We start from the raw sequence: 14,565 nt of genomic DNA on the forward strand, positions 1-14,565 counted from the left end.
CCCCGGATACCCAGAACAGCGGCGGTGCCGCCCCTCCATCGGGGCGGCACCGTCAGGTGTGCCGGTCAGTCTCCCTGACGGGGCTGGGCGGGGCGGAGCAGACGCAGGGCCTTCTCCTTCTCGAAGTCGAGGGCCCGGCGCGGCGCCTGGATGCGCCCGATGCGCACCCCGAGGTCGCGTACGGCCGCCGCCACCGCCGGCTCGCTCAGCACCCGCAGCGCGAACGCCAGCTCGGCCGGCGAGACGTCGAACCGCTTCTCCAGCTCCACCCCCTGGGCCACGGCGGCCAGCTCGTCAGGGCCGAACCGCCGGTGGGCCCCCTGCTCCCTGACCGGCGGCAGCAGGCCGAGGGCTTCCCGGTATCGGAGCATTCGCGGCGACATGCCGAGCCGCTTGGCCGCTTCCGTGATGCGCATTCTTACATTCTTACGTCAGATTCGCCGTCCGTGAGGTGCGCCGGTGCGGTGGCGCCGCCTAAACTCGTCGCGACAACCATCCGTGACGCGAGGGGACATCCGATGGACTTCAAGGTCGCCGACCTTTCACTTGCCGAGTTCGGCCGGAAGGAGATCCGGCTCGCCGAGCACGAGATGCCCGGCCTGATGGCGGTACGCAAGGAGTACGCGGCCTCCCAGCCCCTTCGCGGCGCGAGGATCATGGGCTCGCTGCACATGACGGTCCAGACCGCCGTCCTCATCGAGACTTTGGTGGCCCTCGGCGCCGAGGTGCGCTGGGTGAGCTGCAACATCTTCTCCACGCAGGACCACGCCGCCGCCGCGGTGGTCGTGGGCCCCGACGGCACCCCCGACGACCCGAAGGGCGTGCCGGTGTTCGCGTGGAAGGGCGAGACGCTGCAGGAGTACTGGTGGTGCACCGAGCAGGCGCTCACCTGGCCCGACGGCGGCGCCCCCAACATGATCCTCGACGACGGCGGCGACGCCACGCTGCTGGTCCACAAGGGCGCCGAGTACGAGAAGGCCGGCGCCGTGCCCCCGGCGACCGCTGACGACCCGGAGGAGTGGCACGTCATCATCGACCTGCTCACCCGCACGGTCGGTCCCGAGAAGAAGTGGACGAAGATCGCCGAGAGCATCAAGGGCGTCACCGAGGAGACCACGACCGGCGTGCACCGCCTCTACGAGATGCACAAGAACGGCCAGCTCCTCTTCCCGGCCATCAACGTCAACGACTCGGTCACCAAGTCGAAGTTCGACAACAAGTACGGCTGCCGCCACTCCGTCATCGACGGCCTCAACCGCGCCACCGACGTGCTCATCGGCGGCAAGGTGGCCGTGGTCTGCGGCTACGGCGACGTCGGCAAGGGCTGCGCCGACGCGCTGCGCGGCCAGGGCGCCCGCGTCATCGTCACCGAGATCGACCCGATCTGCGCGCTTCAGGCCGCCATGGACGGCTTCCAGGTCACCACGCTGGACGAGGTCGTCGGCATCGCCGACATCTTCGTCACCGCGACCGGCAACTTCAACATCATCACCGCCGAGCACATGTCGCGGATGAAGCACCAGGCGATCGTGTCCAACATCGGCCACTTCGACAACGAGATCGACATGGCCGGCCTGGCCAAGTGGCCCGGCGTCGAGAAGCGCAACATCAAGCCGCAGGTCGACGAGTGGGTCTTCCCCGACGGCCACTCGATCATCGTGCTCGCCGAGGGCCGGCTGATGAACCTGGGCTGCGCCACCGGCCACCCCAGCTTCGTGATGTCCAACTCGTTCACCAACCAGGTGATCGCGCAGATCGAGCTGTTCACCAAGACCGAGGACTACCCGATCGGCGTCTACACGCTGCCCAAGCACCTCGACGAGAAGGTGGCCAGGCTGCACCTCGACGCGCTCGGCGTCAAGCTCACCACGCTGACCAAGGAGCAGGCCGCCTACATCGGCGTCCACGTTGAGGGCCCGTACAAGCCGGACCACTACCGCTACTGAGCACCGTCTCTCGCTGAGCTCCGGGAGGTCTCCGCGCCTCCCGGAGCTCACCCATACGCTCCCCGGGCCCGTCCCGGGCTCTTCTTTCTGTACCTGTACGGCGGGGCGAAGCCGTCCCGCACGCGCCGACGTCAAGGCTGGCCATGGATCTCAGTGAAAGCGGCGAGCGGCAGATCTCCTGGGCCGCTCGGTCGATGCCGGTGCTGACCGCGATCGGCGAGCGGTTCGCGCTCGAACGGCCGCTCGACGGGCTGAAGATCGCGGCCTGCCTGCACGTCACCGCCGAGACGGCCGTGCTCCTCGGCGCGCTCAAGGCGGGCGGCGCGGAGATCTCGCTGGCCGCGTCCAACCCGCTGTCCACGCAGGACGACGTGGCCGAGGCGCTGCGCTCGTACGGGATCGGGGTGCACGCCAGGGCCGGGGTGGACCGCGCGACGTACTACCGGCACATCCACGAGGCCCTCGACATCGCGCCCGACCTCGTGCTCGACGACGGCTGCGACCTCGTCAACACCCTGCACACCGAGCGGCGCGACCTGCTCGACGGGGTGAGCGGCGGCTGCGAGGAGACCACGACGGGGATCATCAGGCTGCGCCAGATGGCGGCCGAGGACGCGCTGCGCTTCCCCGTGGTGGCCGTGAACGACACCCGCACCAAGCGGATGTTCGACAACCGGTACGGCACCGGCCAATCCACCTTCGACGGCATCATGCGCGCCACCAACACGATGCTGGCGGGGCGCACGGTGGTGGTGGCCGGGTTCGGATACTGCGGGCGCGGCGTCGCCGAGCGGGCCAAGGGGCTCGGCGCGCGGGTGATCGTCACCGAGATCGACGCGGTGAAGGCGCTCGACGCGACGCTCCAGGGCTACGAGGTACGCCCGATGGCGCAGGCGGCTCCGGCCGGCGACCTGTTCATCACCGTGACCGGCAACCGCGACGTCATCAGGGCCGAGCACCTGTCGGTCATGAAGGACGGTGCGATCCTGGCCAACGCGGGGCACTTCGACGTCGAGATCGACGTACGGGCGCTGGACGAGCTGGCCATCGACGTGCGTCGCGGCGTGCGGCCCAACACCGACGAGTACCTCATGCCCGACGGGCGGCGCCTGCTGCTGCTCGCCGAGGGCCGCCTGGTCAACCTGACCGCCGCCGAGGGGCATCCCGCGGCCGTCATGGACATGTCGTTCTCCGCGCAGGCGCTCGCCGTGGCCTGGCTGGCGGGTGAGCGGGCCTCACTCTCGCCCGGCGTGTACGACGTGCCCGAGGAGATCGACCACGAGGTGGCCAGGCTCAAGCTGGCCGCCGCCGGCATCGACATCGACCGGCTCACGTCCGACCAGGAGGACTACCTCCACAGCTGGCGCGTCGGCTCCTGACGTCCCGCAGGGGCGGCTGCGGGACCGTCCGCACCCGCCGCGAGCGTGCGGCGCGCCCCGTTCCTGTGCGCCGTGTACCGGCGTCCATAGGGTCCCGGCCCGCGCGCCGAAGCGCCGGCGGCTACAGCTCCGCCTGCATCTGCTGCATGCGGCGGATCTCCGCGGCCTGGGTGACACTGACGTCGCCGGCCAGCTCCTCGATCCTGATGTGCGAGCCGTCGGTCAGGACCTGCTTCGACATCTGGATCGCGCCGAGGTGGTGGTTGATCATGAGCTGGAGGAACATCCGGTCGAAGTCCTTGCCCTTGGCCGCCTTCAGCGCCTCGAGCTGTTCGGGCGTCGCCATCCCCGGCATGCCCTCGTGGGCCGCGTGATGGTCGGGCACTTTCTGCTCCTGCTCCCGCAGCCACCTGCTCATGAACTGGATCTCGGGCTCCTGCGCGACCTTGATGCGGTCGGCGAGGGTCTTGAGCTTGCCCGACTCGGCGCGGCTGGGCGCGAGCAGGGCCATGTCCACGGCCTGGCGGTGGTGGACGATCATGTTCTGGACGTACTGCACGTCCGCCGCGTTGGGAGTGGCGGACGGCACGGCGGTGACGGCCTCGTCCGGTGAGAGCGTCCTGGCCTGCTCTCCGGGACGTCCTGGGGCGATGACGGGCGCCGTCGAGCCGGCTCTGGGGGCCTGCGGTGCGGAGCCGGATGTGCACCCGGTGAGGGCGACGATCAAGCCCACGATGACGACGAGCGCGGCGCGCACTCACCCTCCTGACTGACTTAGTCCAGATTGCGAACTATAGGGGAAAAGTCCAAACCTGAGAAGAGGGCGAAGCGCAATAAACTTTGACATCTTGGACGCTGGTCATCGGCACGAAGAAAGGTGAGGATGGCGTAGATTTACGCTCCCTTTACCGGAGGTTCCTTCGTGTCCCCCCTCCGCAGAGCCCTCGTCCTGGGCGCCGCGCCGACCGCGCAGGTCCGGACGGCGCACGTCCCGGCTCCGGCGGCCGACCGCGTCACGATGGACCGGCTGAACGCTCGGACGGCCACGCCTCACATCGAGCGGGGGCACGGCCACGGCTTTTGACTCCGGATGCGCGGCGGGGCATCCGGCACGGTCACCGCCGCCGTCCCGTTCTTTTCACCGACCCGGCCAGAAACCCTGTCAAGGAGGCTTCCGAGTGTCCCTATCGCGCCGTTCCATCGTCACGGCGGCGGCGGCCACGGTCTTAGCGCTGGCGGGCATGCCCGCCGCCGCGGCGGACATCCCACCCGCCGACACCGTGGTGCACAGCCCCAACGTGACCCACGTTCTCAACATCCCCAAGCCGGACCCGATCGCCGGAACGATCAACACCGACATCGCGTTCCAGGACGGCTACGCGTACGTCGGCAACTACGGCGGCTTCTCCATCTACGACATCAGGAAGCCGGAGAAGGCGAAGGTCGTCAGCTCCGTCGTCTGCCCCGGCGCCCAGATGGACGTCAGCGTCTACGGCAACCTGCTGTTCACCGCCGTCGACTCCTCCCGCAGCGACGACTCCTGCAACAGCGAGTCACAGAGCGCGACGATCAAGGAGTCGTGGGAGGGCGTCCGCATCTTCGACATCTCCGACAAGACCAATCCGAAGTACATCAAGTCGGTCGAGACGAACTGCGGTTCGCACACGCTGACCCTGGTGCCGGGCAAGGGCCCCGACAAGAACAAGAACGTCTACATCTACGTCTCGTCCTACCAGCCGGCGGACAACTTCCCCGACTGCGCGCCGCCGCACGACAAGATCTCGATCATCAAGGTGCCGCTGCGCAACCCGGCCGCGGCCGAGGTCGCGGCCACGCCCGTCGTCTTCCCCGACGGTGGCAACGAGACGCAGCCCGGTCTGCTGCTGCCCACCAGCGGCTGCCACGACATCACCGCCTACGCCGAGAAGGACATCGCGGCCGGCGCCTGCATGGGTGACGGCGTGCTGTTCGACATCCGCGACCGGCTCAACCCGAAGGTCACCGCCAGGGTCACCGACCCGAACTTCGCGTTCTGGCACTCGGCCACGTTCAGCAACGACGCCAAGAAGGTCGTCTTCACCGACGAGCTGGGCGGCGGCGGCGCGGCCACCTGCAACGAGGCCACCGGGCCGAACCGGGGCGCCGACGCCATCTACGAGATCGTCCGCGGCAAGCTCGTGTTCCAGAGCTACTTCAAGATCTCCCGCTACCAGGACGACAGCGAGAACTGCGTCGCGCACAACGGCTCGCTCATCCCCGTCAAGGGCCGCGACATCATGGTCCAGGCGTGGTACATGGGCGGCCTGTCGATCTGGGACTTCACCGACTCCAAGCGGCCCAGGGAGATCGGCTACTTCGAGCGCGGGCCGCGCTCGGACGGCAGCGGCGGCGGCATCTGGTCCGCGTACTACTACAACGGCTACATCTACGGCGCCGACTTCCACGAGGGACTCGACATCATCAAGATCGACGACCGCCTCACCGACAGCGCCAAGCACGTTCGTACCAACCGGTTGAACGTGCAGACGCAGGAGTCGTACCGGGGCGGCGGACCGGGGCACGGCTGGTGACGGCCCTGCTCTGAGACCCTGCCCAGAGAATCCCGCTCGCCGGCGCGCTCGCTGATCGCGCTCACTGAGGTGGCGCGAACCCGCCCGGAGTCGCCTGAGGCGGCTCCGGGGCGGGTGCGGGCCCCGCCGGCGGCACCGGCCCCTGCTGTCCAGGCCCGTGCCGCCCAGTCTCATGCTGAGCGGGCGGCGGCGCGTACGGCGACGCGGCCGGGGCTGGACCGGGAACCGGTCCGGAACCCGGGACCGGGGCCGGGGGAGCGTAAGGCGGCGCGGCCGGAGGGGCGTAAGGCGGCGCGGCCTGATCAGGTGCCGGAGCGTACGGCTGCGGCGGCTGAGCGAGCCCCATGCGCTGCGCGAAACGTTCCTGCTCCCGCCGATGACGCTCGGCCAGGACGGCGCTCAGGTACGCGTGCGGCGGCACGCCCGCCGGAGCGGCGGGCGAGACGAAGGCCGCCACCTGCGTGGCGATGCGCACCCCCATCTCGTGCTGGACCTGCGGCGACAGGTCGTGCCATCGCGCGAGGTACTGCCTGGCGGCCTGCGCCACCTCCTCGGGAAGCTGAGAGAGCTCCAGCGTGGCCGCCCAGCCCGCGAGCTGCGGCGGCATCAGGATCGGCCGGGCCCGGTCGCGCGGTGCCCGGTCGGAGATCACGATGGTGCCCGCGAAGATGTCACCCAGCCGCTTGCCCTTCTGCGAGATCAGTGACGAGATCAGCGCCGGAGCCCCCGACAGCATCCAGAACTCCAGTACTCCCGCCAGGCCGCGGAACAGCGCCTGGCGGAACCGCTCGGGGCTGCCGTCGTCGCCGACGACCCGCAGGCCGAGTGCGAGCTTGCCGAGGCTGCGGCCCCTGGTGAGCGACTCGAAGATCACCGGATAGCCGACGAGCACCAGCACCAGCAGGACGATCATCGTGGCGCCGAACGCCGCCACGTCGGTCATCCCGGCGAACATGCCCAGGAGCATGTAGGCGCCGATGAGCAGGGAGATCTGCACCGCCATATCGATGAGGAGCGCCAGGGCGCGCGAGGGCATCTGGGCCACGCGCACTTCGACGACGACGGCGTCACCGGTCACAACCTCGGACATACGTGGAGCCTAACGGCTCGGATGCGGTGATCGAGCGGCCAGAATGGTCACGTGGACATCGATGCGTTCGTCACGGCACACCGCCCGGTCTGGGACCGGCTCGACCACCTGGTCAAGCACCGCTCCTCACTGACCGGCACCGAGATCGACGAGCTCGTCGAGCTCTACCAGCGGGTGTCCACGCATCTGTCCATCGTGCGCTCGTCGTCCACCGACGCGCTGCTGATCGGGCGGCTGTCGGCGCTGGTGGCGAGGGCCAGGTCCGCGGTGACCGGGGCCCACACGCCGGCCTGGCGCGAGCTGATCCGCTTCGTCACGGTCTCGTTCCCCGTCGTGGCCTATCGGGCGCGGTGGTGGTGGCTGGCGAGCACGGCGGCGTTCCTGGTCGTCTCGTGGGTGATCGCCGCGTGGGTGGCGGCCAATCCCGACGTGCAGGCCACGATCGGCAGCCCCGACGAGATCGCCCGGCTCGTCAACGAGGACTTCGCCGACTACTACTCCGAGCACCCCGCCGCCTCCTTCGCGAGCCGGGTGTGGACCAACAACGCGTGGATCAGCGCCCAGATGATCATGTACGCGGTGGTGCTCGGCCTGCCCATCCCGTACGTGCTGTACCTCAACGCCGAGAACGTCGCCGTCTCCGCGGGCCTCATGGCCTCCCGCGACAAGCTCGACATCTTCTTCGGCCTGATCCTGCCGCACGGCCTGCTGGAGCTGACCGCGGTCTTCCTGGCCGCGGCCGTGGGCATGCGCCTCGGCTGGACGGTCATCGACCCGGGCCCGCGCCGCCGGCTCGACGCGCTGGCCGAGCAGGGCAGGGCCGTGATGAGCGTGGCGCTGGGGCTGGTCGTGGTGCTGTTCGTGTCGGGGCTGATCGAGGCGTTCGTGACGCCGTCGGGGCTGCCCACCTGGGCGCGGATCGGCATCGGGGCGCTGGCCGAGGTGGCGTTCCTCGCGTACGTGATCGGCTTCGGCCGCCGCGCCGAGCGGCTCGGCGAGTCCGGCGACATCGAGCGCGCCCCCGACGTCGCCCCGTCCGCATAGACCCCGTCCGCGCTTAGACGCCGGCCGCCTGATAGCCGCACGTCTGCGAGACGCACGTCTGCGAGACGCCCGCCTGAGGGACGCCCGTCTGAAGGAGCCTTCTCAGAGACGGCCGGCGGCCTTCAACGCCAGATACGCGTCCGCCAGCGCGGGCGCGATGTCGTCCGGCGGCGCGTCCACCACCTCGACGCCGTGCCTGCGCAGCCGGGCCGTGATGCGTCTGCGGCCGAGCCTGGCCTGTTCGGCGGCCGCCGCGTCATAGACCTCCTCGGCCGACTCCCGGCGCTCGGCCATGGCCGCCACGCTCGGGTCGGACACACCGGCGACCAGCACCAGGTGCCGGGAGGCGAGCTGCGGCAGCACCGGCATGAGCCCTTCGTCCATCGCCGCCGGGTTGAGGTCGGTCAGCAGCACGACCAGGCAGCGCCGCTTGGCGCGGGCGAGCACGGCGGCGACCATGCCCTGCGCGTCGGCCTCGACCAGCTCGGCCTCGATCGGCGCCATCGCGTTGACCAGCGACGGCAGCAGCTCGGTGCGGGACGCCCCGCTCACCCAGGCGCGTACGGCACGGTCGTAGGCCAGGAAGTCGACCCGGTCACCGGCCCTGGCGGCGAGCGCGGCGAGCAGCAGCGCGGCGTCCATCGACCAGTCGAGGCGCGGCCAGCCGGCCGCCGGTCGCACGTCGGGCCTGGCCGGCAGCCCGCCGCCGCTCGGCTGCTCCCCGGCCAGCGGTACGGGGGCGATGCCCACCCGGCCCGCCGAGGTGCGGCCGGTGTCGAGCACGATCAGCACGCGGCGGTCGCGCTCGGGCCGCCAGGTGCGTACGACGACGTCGTGGCGGCGCGCGGTGGCCCGCCAGTCGATGGAGCGCACGTCGTCGCCCACGACGTATTCGCGCAGGGAGTCGAACTCGGTGCCCTGGCCGCGTACCAGGGCGGGGTGCCGGCCTTCCAGCTCGCGCAGCCGGGCCAGCCTGGACGGCAGGTGCTTGCGCGACAGGAACGGCGGCAGCACGCGCACGGTCCAGGGGGAGCTGTGGCCGCCCTGGCGGGCGGCCAGCCCCAGCGGCCCGACCGAGCGCACGGTCACCGCCACGGACGAGCGGTCGCCGCGCCTGGTGGGGGAGAGCGTGATCGTGACCTTGCGGCGCTCCCCGGCCGGCACGTCAAGGGGGACCGCCCTGGGAGCCGCGCCCGCCGACGGCGGCCAGGCGTCCCTGAGCACGCCGCGTACCCGGCGTCCGCCCGGGTTCTCCACCACCAGCTTCACGGTGCCCTGCTGGCCCAGCCGCAGCAGCGTGTCGCCGGAACGGTGGAAGCGCAGCGGGCGCACGGCCCCCGCGAACGTCAGGTCCACCACGATGCCGGCGGCCAGCAGCAGGCACACCCCGGCGAGCGCGGCCCCCGGCTGGGGCGCGAACAGCACCACCACGATGCCGATCGCCGCGAGCAGCCCGGCACGTCCGGTCAGCGCCATCGGCACCCCCGCCCTGCGAATGCGGTGCCCGCCATCAGCGCGGGACCGGGACGGAGGCGAGGATGCCGTCGAGCAGGCCGTCGGCGGTCGCGCCCTCAAGCTCCGCCTCGGGGCGCAGCTGCACGCGGTGGCGCAGCGCGGGCCTGGCCAGGGCCTTGACGTCGTCCGGCGTGACGTACGTGCGGCCCGACAGCCACGCCCACGCCCGCGAGGCCGCGAGCAGCGCCGTGGCACCGCGCGGGGAGACGCCGAGCTGCAGCGACGGGGAGTTCCGCGTCGCGCGGGCCACGTCCACGATGTAGCCGAGCACCTCGGGCGCCACGTGCACCGCGGCCACCGCCTCGCGCCCGGCCGCCAGGTCGGCGGCCGACGCGACGGCCTTGACCTGCGACAGGTCGCGCGGGTCGAAGCCGCGCGCGTGGCGTTCGAGCACCGCGATCTCCTGCTCGCGCGGCGGCAGCGGCACGGTCAGCTTCAGCAGGAACCGGTCGAGCTGGGCCTCGGGGAGCTGGTAGGTGCCCTCGTACTCGACGGGGTTCTGGGTCGCGCAGACCACGAACGGGTCGGGCAGCTCGCGCGCCGTGCCCTCCACGCTGACCTGCCGCTCCTCCATCGACTCCAGCAGCGCCGCCTGCGTCTTCGGCGGCGTGCGGTTGATCTCGTCGGCGAGCAGCAGGTTGGTGAAGACCGGGCCCTCGCGGAACTCGAACTCCGCGGTCTTGGTGTCGTAGACCAGCGAGCCGGTCACGTCGCCCGGCATCAGGTCGGGGGTGAACTGCACCCGCTTGAAGTCCAGCGCCAGCGCGGCGGCGAGCGTGCGGACCATCAGCGTCTTGGCCACGCCGGGCACGCCTTCGAGCAGGACGTGGCCCCGGCACAGCAGCGCGATGACCAGCCCCGTCACCACCGAGTCCTGGCCGACCACGGCCTTGGACACCTCGGCGCGCAGCGCGCTCAGCGCTTCCCTGGCCGCATCGGCCTGCTGCGGTGCGCGGTAAGTCTCGTCAAAGCTCACTGACGGTCCTTTCGATGGAGTCCAGATATCGGGCGAGCGCCACCAGCTCCGCGTCGTCCGGCGGGGGCGGGCCGTAGAGCGCGTCGCCGACCAGGCGGGGGTCCTCGCCCGTACGGGCCGCGAGCGCGGTCACCACCTCGTGCCGGGCCGCGCCCGTGCCGAGCCCCAGCCTGGGCGTGAGCCGGTCGATCGTAGCGGCGCGCAGCGCGTCGGCCGCGCGTTCCCGCGCGCGCCTGGCGCGGTAGAGCCGGCCCCGGCCCTCCACGGTCTCGGCGGCCCTGACCACGACCGGCAGCTTCTCCACGACCACCGGGCCCAGGCGGCGGCCCCGCCAGAACGCGGTGACGGCCACCGCGATGATCGCCATGTAGACGCCCCAGCGGATGCTGCCGGGCATCAGGTCGTACAGCGAGGCGCCGCTCTCGCCGGGCAGCCTCGCCGGAGGCGGCGTCTGCGGGCGTACGACCCAGATGACCGGCTTGCCGGTGCCGATGAGGTTGAGCGCCAGCGCCGCGTTGCCGTCCTCGGCCAGACGCTGGTTGGTCATGAACGAGCCGTCGCCGACGACCGTGATCGTGCCGCCGCCGTACTGGTAGCGCACCAGCGCGTACCCGCCCTCGACCGGGTAGCAGCCGGTCGAGCCCGCGGGGCCGCGCAGCCGCGCGCCGCCGAGATAGGCGCTGCCCGCCGCCGTGGCCGCCGGCAGGTCGCACTCGGGCTCGCGCGAGCGGGTGCGGGCCAGGCCGTCGGGCGCGGAGGTCACGCCGGGGGCGAGCGCGGGCAGGCCGGGCAGGTCGCCGACGAGCACCCGGTCGCCGGGGACCCTGGCCAGGCTGTAGTGGTCGAGGTAGGTGGTGTCGGTGATCAGCAGCAGCCGGTCGCCGCCCGCGCCCTTGGCGGCCGCCGCCTCGACGGAGTCGACCTTCTCGACGGTGACGCCCCGGCCGCGCAGCAGCTCGGCCAGCGCCTTGGAGCCGGCGAGCGAGGTGTCGTCGGGGTCGAGATGGCGGGCGGGTGCGGGGTCGCGGCCCAGCAGCACCGACAGCACGGCGGCCAGCACGATGGCGGCGCCCAGCAGCACGATCGTCCGGCTGGAGCGCCAGGCGGAGCGCACGGTGGGCGAGGTGGGAGTGGAGGCCGCCGGGGGGACGGTGGTGAGGCTCACGGGCCGCTCCCCGTGGCGGAGCCGGCGGTGGGGCCGGCGGCGGTGGCCTCCGCGCCGGTGGGCTTCGCGCCGGTGGGTTCCGCGGCCGTGGCCATGGGGGCGGGGCGGGCCTGGCGCAGGCGCTCGTCGAGGCTCGCCATCGCCGCGTACGCCTCCCTGGTGCCCGCCACCCCGCCATAGGTCACGTCGTCGAACGAGCGGGCCGCCGCCGCGAGTTCCCCGGCGAAGGCGGGCAGCGCCTGGGCCGCTTCGGCGGCGAGCTCGTCGGCCGTGCGTCCGGGCATGCCGACGACCAGCGCGCGCTCCTCCAGGTCGCGGGCGATGGCGCGCAGGCGTTCCTGCAGCGCCTCCGTCCAGCGCTCCTGGGCGGCGAACTCTTCCGCGGCCTGGCGGTGCTGGGCCGCCGTCATGGCCTGCTCGCCGAACAGCCCGGCCGACGGGGCCGCGTCGCGGCGGGACGCCTTGCTCAGCCGCCAGCCGATGAGCGCGATGAAGCCCAGGATGATCGCCGTGATGATCACGGCCGCGATGACCCCGCCCGCCGTGCCGCCGCCGATGACGCCGTCGACGAGGTCGCCGATGAACTGGAGGATGTACCGGCGGATGCGGTCGAGCAGCGGCTCCTTCTCGTAGTCGGGGCGCAGGAGCTCTTCCGCGGCCCTGCGGGCGGCCTCCTCCCGGTCGATCGGGCTCACGACCGCGCGGAGTTGTCCGAGTGCCACAGCTCGTCGGCGGAGGCGTGCACCCAGCCCTGGCGCTGCTGCTCGATGGCCGCCGTCTGCAGGACGAGGTCGAACGCCTCGCTGCGCATGCGACGGTCGGCGTACAGCAGGCCGGCCACGCCCGCCTCGAACGGATAGACCACCATCAGGCCGACCGTCGAGCCGACGGCCAGCAGGACGGCGGTCACCACGGTCGTCGCCGCCGAGCCCGCACCGAACGTGCCGAGGGCGGTGCCGACAACCGTGAACGGAAAGGTCAGGACGCTTCCGACGAACTGCACCAGCAGCATGGTGAGCAGCAGGATGCCGAACATCCGCCAGAAGTCGCCGGTGACGAGCCGCCACGAGCGGCGCATGGCGGCGATGGGGCCAAGGCCCTCCAGCACGACGGCGGGGGATGCGAGGGCGAAGCGGGTTCTGAAGAACAGGTAGTAGCCGATGTAGAAGAGCAGGAACAGCAGCGTCGCTCCGAGCATCCCGCCGCCGCTCGCCCCGGAGACGCTGAGCCCGATGACGAGCACGGCGAACACCACCACCGGTATGATCATGATGAGGGTCATCAGCCCCACCACGCCGAACAGCGCAGGAACGCGCGACTTGGACAGCTGCCACGCCTCGCCCGCGGTGATGTTGCCGCCGAAGACGGCCCGGCCGAGAATGCGGGTCAGCACACCGGTCAGCAGCGTGACGGCGATGAACTGCACGGCGTACGAGACCAGCGTGGCGCCGAACGTGCCGACCATGGCCTCGAACTCGGCGTTGGAGGCGCGTACCGGATCCTCGATCGCGGCACGGCTGGAGTCCATGATGAGCGCCTGCCCCACGCCCAGCGGGACGGAGGTGAGCAGCGCGGCGACGGCCGACAGGCCGAGCACGGCCTTGGGGTTGGACCTGATGAGCTTGATCGTGCCGTCGAGGATGTCGCCGAGACCGAGCGGCCGGAGCGGGATGATGCCGGGCCTGAGCGCCGGCGGATGGAGCATGCTCTGGTACGGCCGCTGCGGGGGATGGGGCGGTTGATGCCCGTCATGGGGTGCCTGCGGCCCGGTGGGCGCCTGCTGATAAGGGGGGCCGCCGTAGGGCACCTGCTGCTGAGAGCCAGGCGCGGTCCAAGGGGAGGCCGGCGGGGCGCTGTAGGGCGGGGGCTGTTCGGCCGACCAGCCTGATGGCGTCTCGGGCGTGGGACCGTGACCGTCTGACATATCCCAATCCTGGCATGCTGGGCCGGACGATGGTGTCACGGAGAGGATTCACCGGTGCATCTTGCCCCCATAGGTTGATGATTCGGGGCAAGGTTCGCGTCCAGGGATGGCCGAAAGTCACCTTGTTCCCGCAGACTGAGATAGCGGTCGCGGGGGCGGACCTAAAATTCGCCTTTTGTAGGGCTCAGGTCACACTCATGGGCCGACCAAGGGTAACCTTCAGCGATCGTGCGGGTATGTCCCACAATGCGTAGAACGAATGAGGGGCCATGAAAGGTCGCGTGCTGGTCGTTGACGACGACGCCGCTCTCGCCGAGATGCTGGGGATCGTGCTGCGAGGGGAAGGCTTCGAGCCGTCTTTTGTCTCCGATGGCGACAAGGCCCTCGACGCGTTCCGGGATACACGCCCGGACCTGGTCCTGCTCGACCTGATGCTGCCGGGAGCCGACGGCATCGATGTCGCGCGCAGGATCAGGGCTGAGTCGGGGGTCCCGATCGTCATGCTCACGGCGAAGAGCGACACGATCGACGTCGTGCTCGGCCTCGAGTCGGGTGCCGACGACTACATCGTCAAGCCGTTCAAGCCGAAGGAACTGGTCGCCAGGGTGCGGGCGCGGCTGCGCCGTACGGACGAGCCCACCCCCGAGATCCTGCAGATCGGCGACATCACCATCGACGTCGCCGGCCACTCGGTCAAGCGAGGCGACGAGACCATCAACCTCACGCCGCTGGAGTTCGACCTGCTGGTGGCCCTGGCCCGCAAGCCGCGCCAGGTCTTCACCCGTGAGGTGCTGCTCGAGCAGGTGTGGGGCTACCGCCACGCCGCCGACACGCGGCTGGTGAACGTCCACGTGCAGCGGCTCAGGGCCAAGATCGAAAAGGACCCCGAGCACCCCGAGATCGTCGTGACGGTACGCGGCGTCGGCTACAAGGCCGGCCCGGCCTGATCCTCGTTC

Annotated in this window: 13 protein-coding genes; 5 read left to right on the forward strand and 8 right to left on the reverse strand. The window is 71.2% G+C overall.

Going from position 1 to position 14,565, the window contains the following annotated elements; all coding sequences use genetic code 11:
- Nucleotides 1-65: 65 nt before the first annotated feature.
- The gene (locus AB0K67_RS17005; protein ID WP_364060164.1) at nucleotides 66-416 is read right to left on the reverse strand and encodes a MerR family DNA-binding transcriptional regulator; all 351 of its coding nucleotides are present in this window, start codon (nucleotides 414-416) and stop codon (nucleotides 66-68) included.
- 102 nt (nucleotides 417-518) lie between these two features.
- Here AB0K67_RS17005 and ahcY point away from each other — a divergent pair, with 102 nt between their 5' ends.
- A complete protein-coding gene (gene ahcY / locus AB0K67_RS17010) occupies nucleotides 519-1,946 on the forward strand; it encodes an adenosylhomocysteinase (protein ID WP_364060167.1) in 1,428 nt (475 codons plus the stop codon).
- Between the two features lie 143 nt (nucleotides 1,947-2,089).
- Nucleotides 2,090-3,325, forward strand: coding sequence for an adenosylhomocysteinase (locus AB0K67_RS17015; RefSeq protein WP_364060170.1), 1,236 nt, complete (start codon nucleotides 2,090-2,092; stop codon nucleotides 3,323-3,325).
- Nucleotides 3,326-3,446: 121 nt separating this feature from the next.
- Here the strand turns inward: AB0K67_RS17015 and AB0K67_RS17020 are convergent, their stop codons facing one another.
- Nucleotides 3,447-4,082 carry a DUF305 domain-containing protein gene (locus AB0K67_RS17020; protein WP_364060173.1) on the reverse strand — a complete coding sequence of 212 codons (636 nt, stop codon included), beginning with the start codon at nucleotides 4,080-4,082 and terminating at the stop codon, nucleotides 3,447-3,449.
- Nucleotides 4,083-4,503: 421 nt separating this feature from the next.
- On the opposite strand from AB0K67_RS17020, the gene AB0K67_RS17025 reads away from it, so the two are divergent.
- Complete coding sequence (locus AB0K67_RS17025; RefSeq protein WP_364060176.1) at nucleotides 4,504-5,895, forward strand: hypothetical protein; 1,392 nt, start codon at nucleotides 4,504-4,506, stop codon at nucleotides 5,893-5,895.
- A gap of 61 nt (nucleotides 5,896-5,956) precedes the next feature.
- Here the strand turns inward: AB0K67_RS17025 and AB0K67_RS17030 are convergent, their stop codons facing one another.
- Nucleotides 5,957-6,985, reverse strand: coding sequence for an RDD family protein (locus tag AB0K67_RS17030; RefSeq protein ID WP_364060179.1), 1,029 nt, complete (start codon nucleotides 6,983-6,985; stop codon nucleotides 5,957-5,959).
- Nucleotides 6,986-7,036: 51 nt separating this feature from the next.
- Between AB0K67_RS17030 and AB0K67_RS17035 the strand changes: the two genes are divergently transcribed.
- The gene (locus AB0K67_RS17035) at nucleotides 7,037-8,029 is read left to right on the forward strand and encodes a stage II sporulation protein M (protein WP_364060182.1); all 993 of its coding nucleotides are present in this window, start codon (nucleotides 7,037-7,039) and stop codon (nucleotides 8,027-8,029) included.
- A 102-nt stretch (nucleotides 8,030-8,131) separates the two neighbouring features.
- On the opposite strand, the gene AB0K67_RS17040 is transcribed toward AB0K67_RS17035, so the two are convergent.
- Genes AB0K67_RS17040 through AB0K67_RS17060 form a run of 5 tightly spaced genes read right to left on the reverse strand, consistent with a single transcriptional unit; the run spans nucleotide 8,132 to nucleotide 13,390 of the window.
- Nucleotides 8,132-9,505, reverse strand: a complete 1,374-nt coding sequence (locus AB0K67_RS17040; RefSeq protein WP_364060185.1) for a DUF58 domain-containing protein — start codon at nucleotides 9,503-9,505, stop codon at nucleotides 8,132-8,134.
- A 34-nt stretch (nucleotides 9,506-9,539) separates the two neighbouring features.
- Complete coding sequence (locus AB0K67_RS17045) at nucleotides 9,540-10,520, reverse strand: MoxR family ATPase (protein WP_364060187.1); 981 nt, start codon at nucleotides 10,518-10,520, stop codon at nucleotides 9,540-9,542.
- The gene (locus tag AB0K67_RS17050; RefSeq protein ID WP_364060190.1) at nucleotides 10,510-11,685 is read right to left on the reverse strand and encodes a DUF4350 domain-containing protein; all 1,176 of its coding nucleotides are present in this window, start codon (nucleotides 11,683-11,685) and stop codon (nucleotides 10,510-10,512) included. The genes AB0K67_RS17045 and AB0K67_RS17050 overlap by 11 nt, the downstream gene beginning before the upstream one ends.
- Nucleotides 11,682-12,380 (reverse strand): DUF4129 domain-containing protein, encoded by a 699-nt coding sequence (locus AB0K67_RS17055; RefSeq protein WP_364060193.1) that lies wholly within the window; start codon nucleotides 12,378-12,380, stop codon nucleotides 11,682-11,684. The genes AB0K67_RS17050 and AB0K67_RS17055 overlap by 4 nt, the downstream gene beginning before the upstream one ends.
- Entirely contained in the window at nucleotides 12,377-13,390 is a 1,014-nt protein-coding gene (locus AB0K67_RS17060) for a hypothetical protein (protein WP_364060196.1), read from the reverse strand. The genes AB0K67_RS17055 and AB0K67_RS17060 overlap by 4 nt, the downstream gene beginning before the upstream one ends.
- Nucleotides 13,391-13,878: 488 nt before the next feature.
- Between AB0K67_RS17060 and mtrA the strand changes: the two genes are divergently transcribed.
- Nucleotides 13,879-14,556 (forward strand): MtrAB system response regulator MtrA, encoded by a 678-nt coding sequence (gene mtrA, locus AB0K67_RS17065; RefSeq protein ID WP_090763607.1) that lies wholly within the window; start codon nucleotides 13,879-13,881, stop codon nucleotides 14,554-14,556.
- Nucleotides 14,557-14,565 lie beyond the last annotated feature (9 nt).

Source organism: Nonomuraea sp. NPDC052634 (assembly GCF_040678535.1).
In the GTDB taxonomy this organism is placed as follows: Bacteria; Actinomycetota; Actinomycetes; order Streptosporangiales; family Streptosporangiaceae; genus Nonomuraea; species Nonomuraea fastidiosa.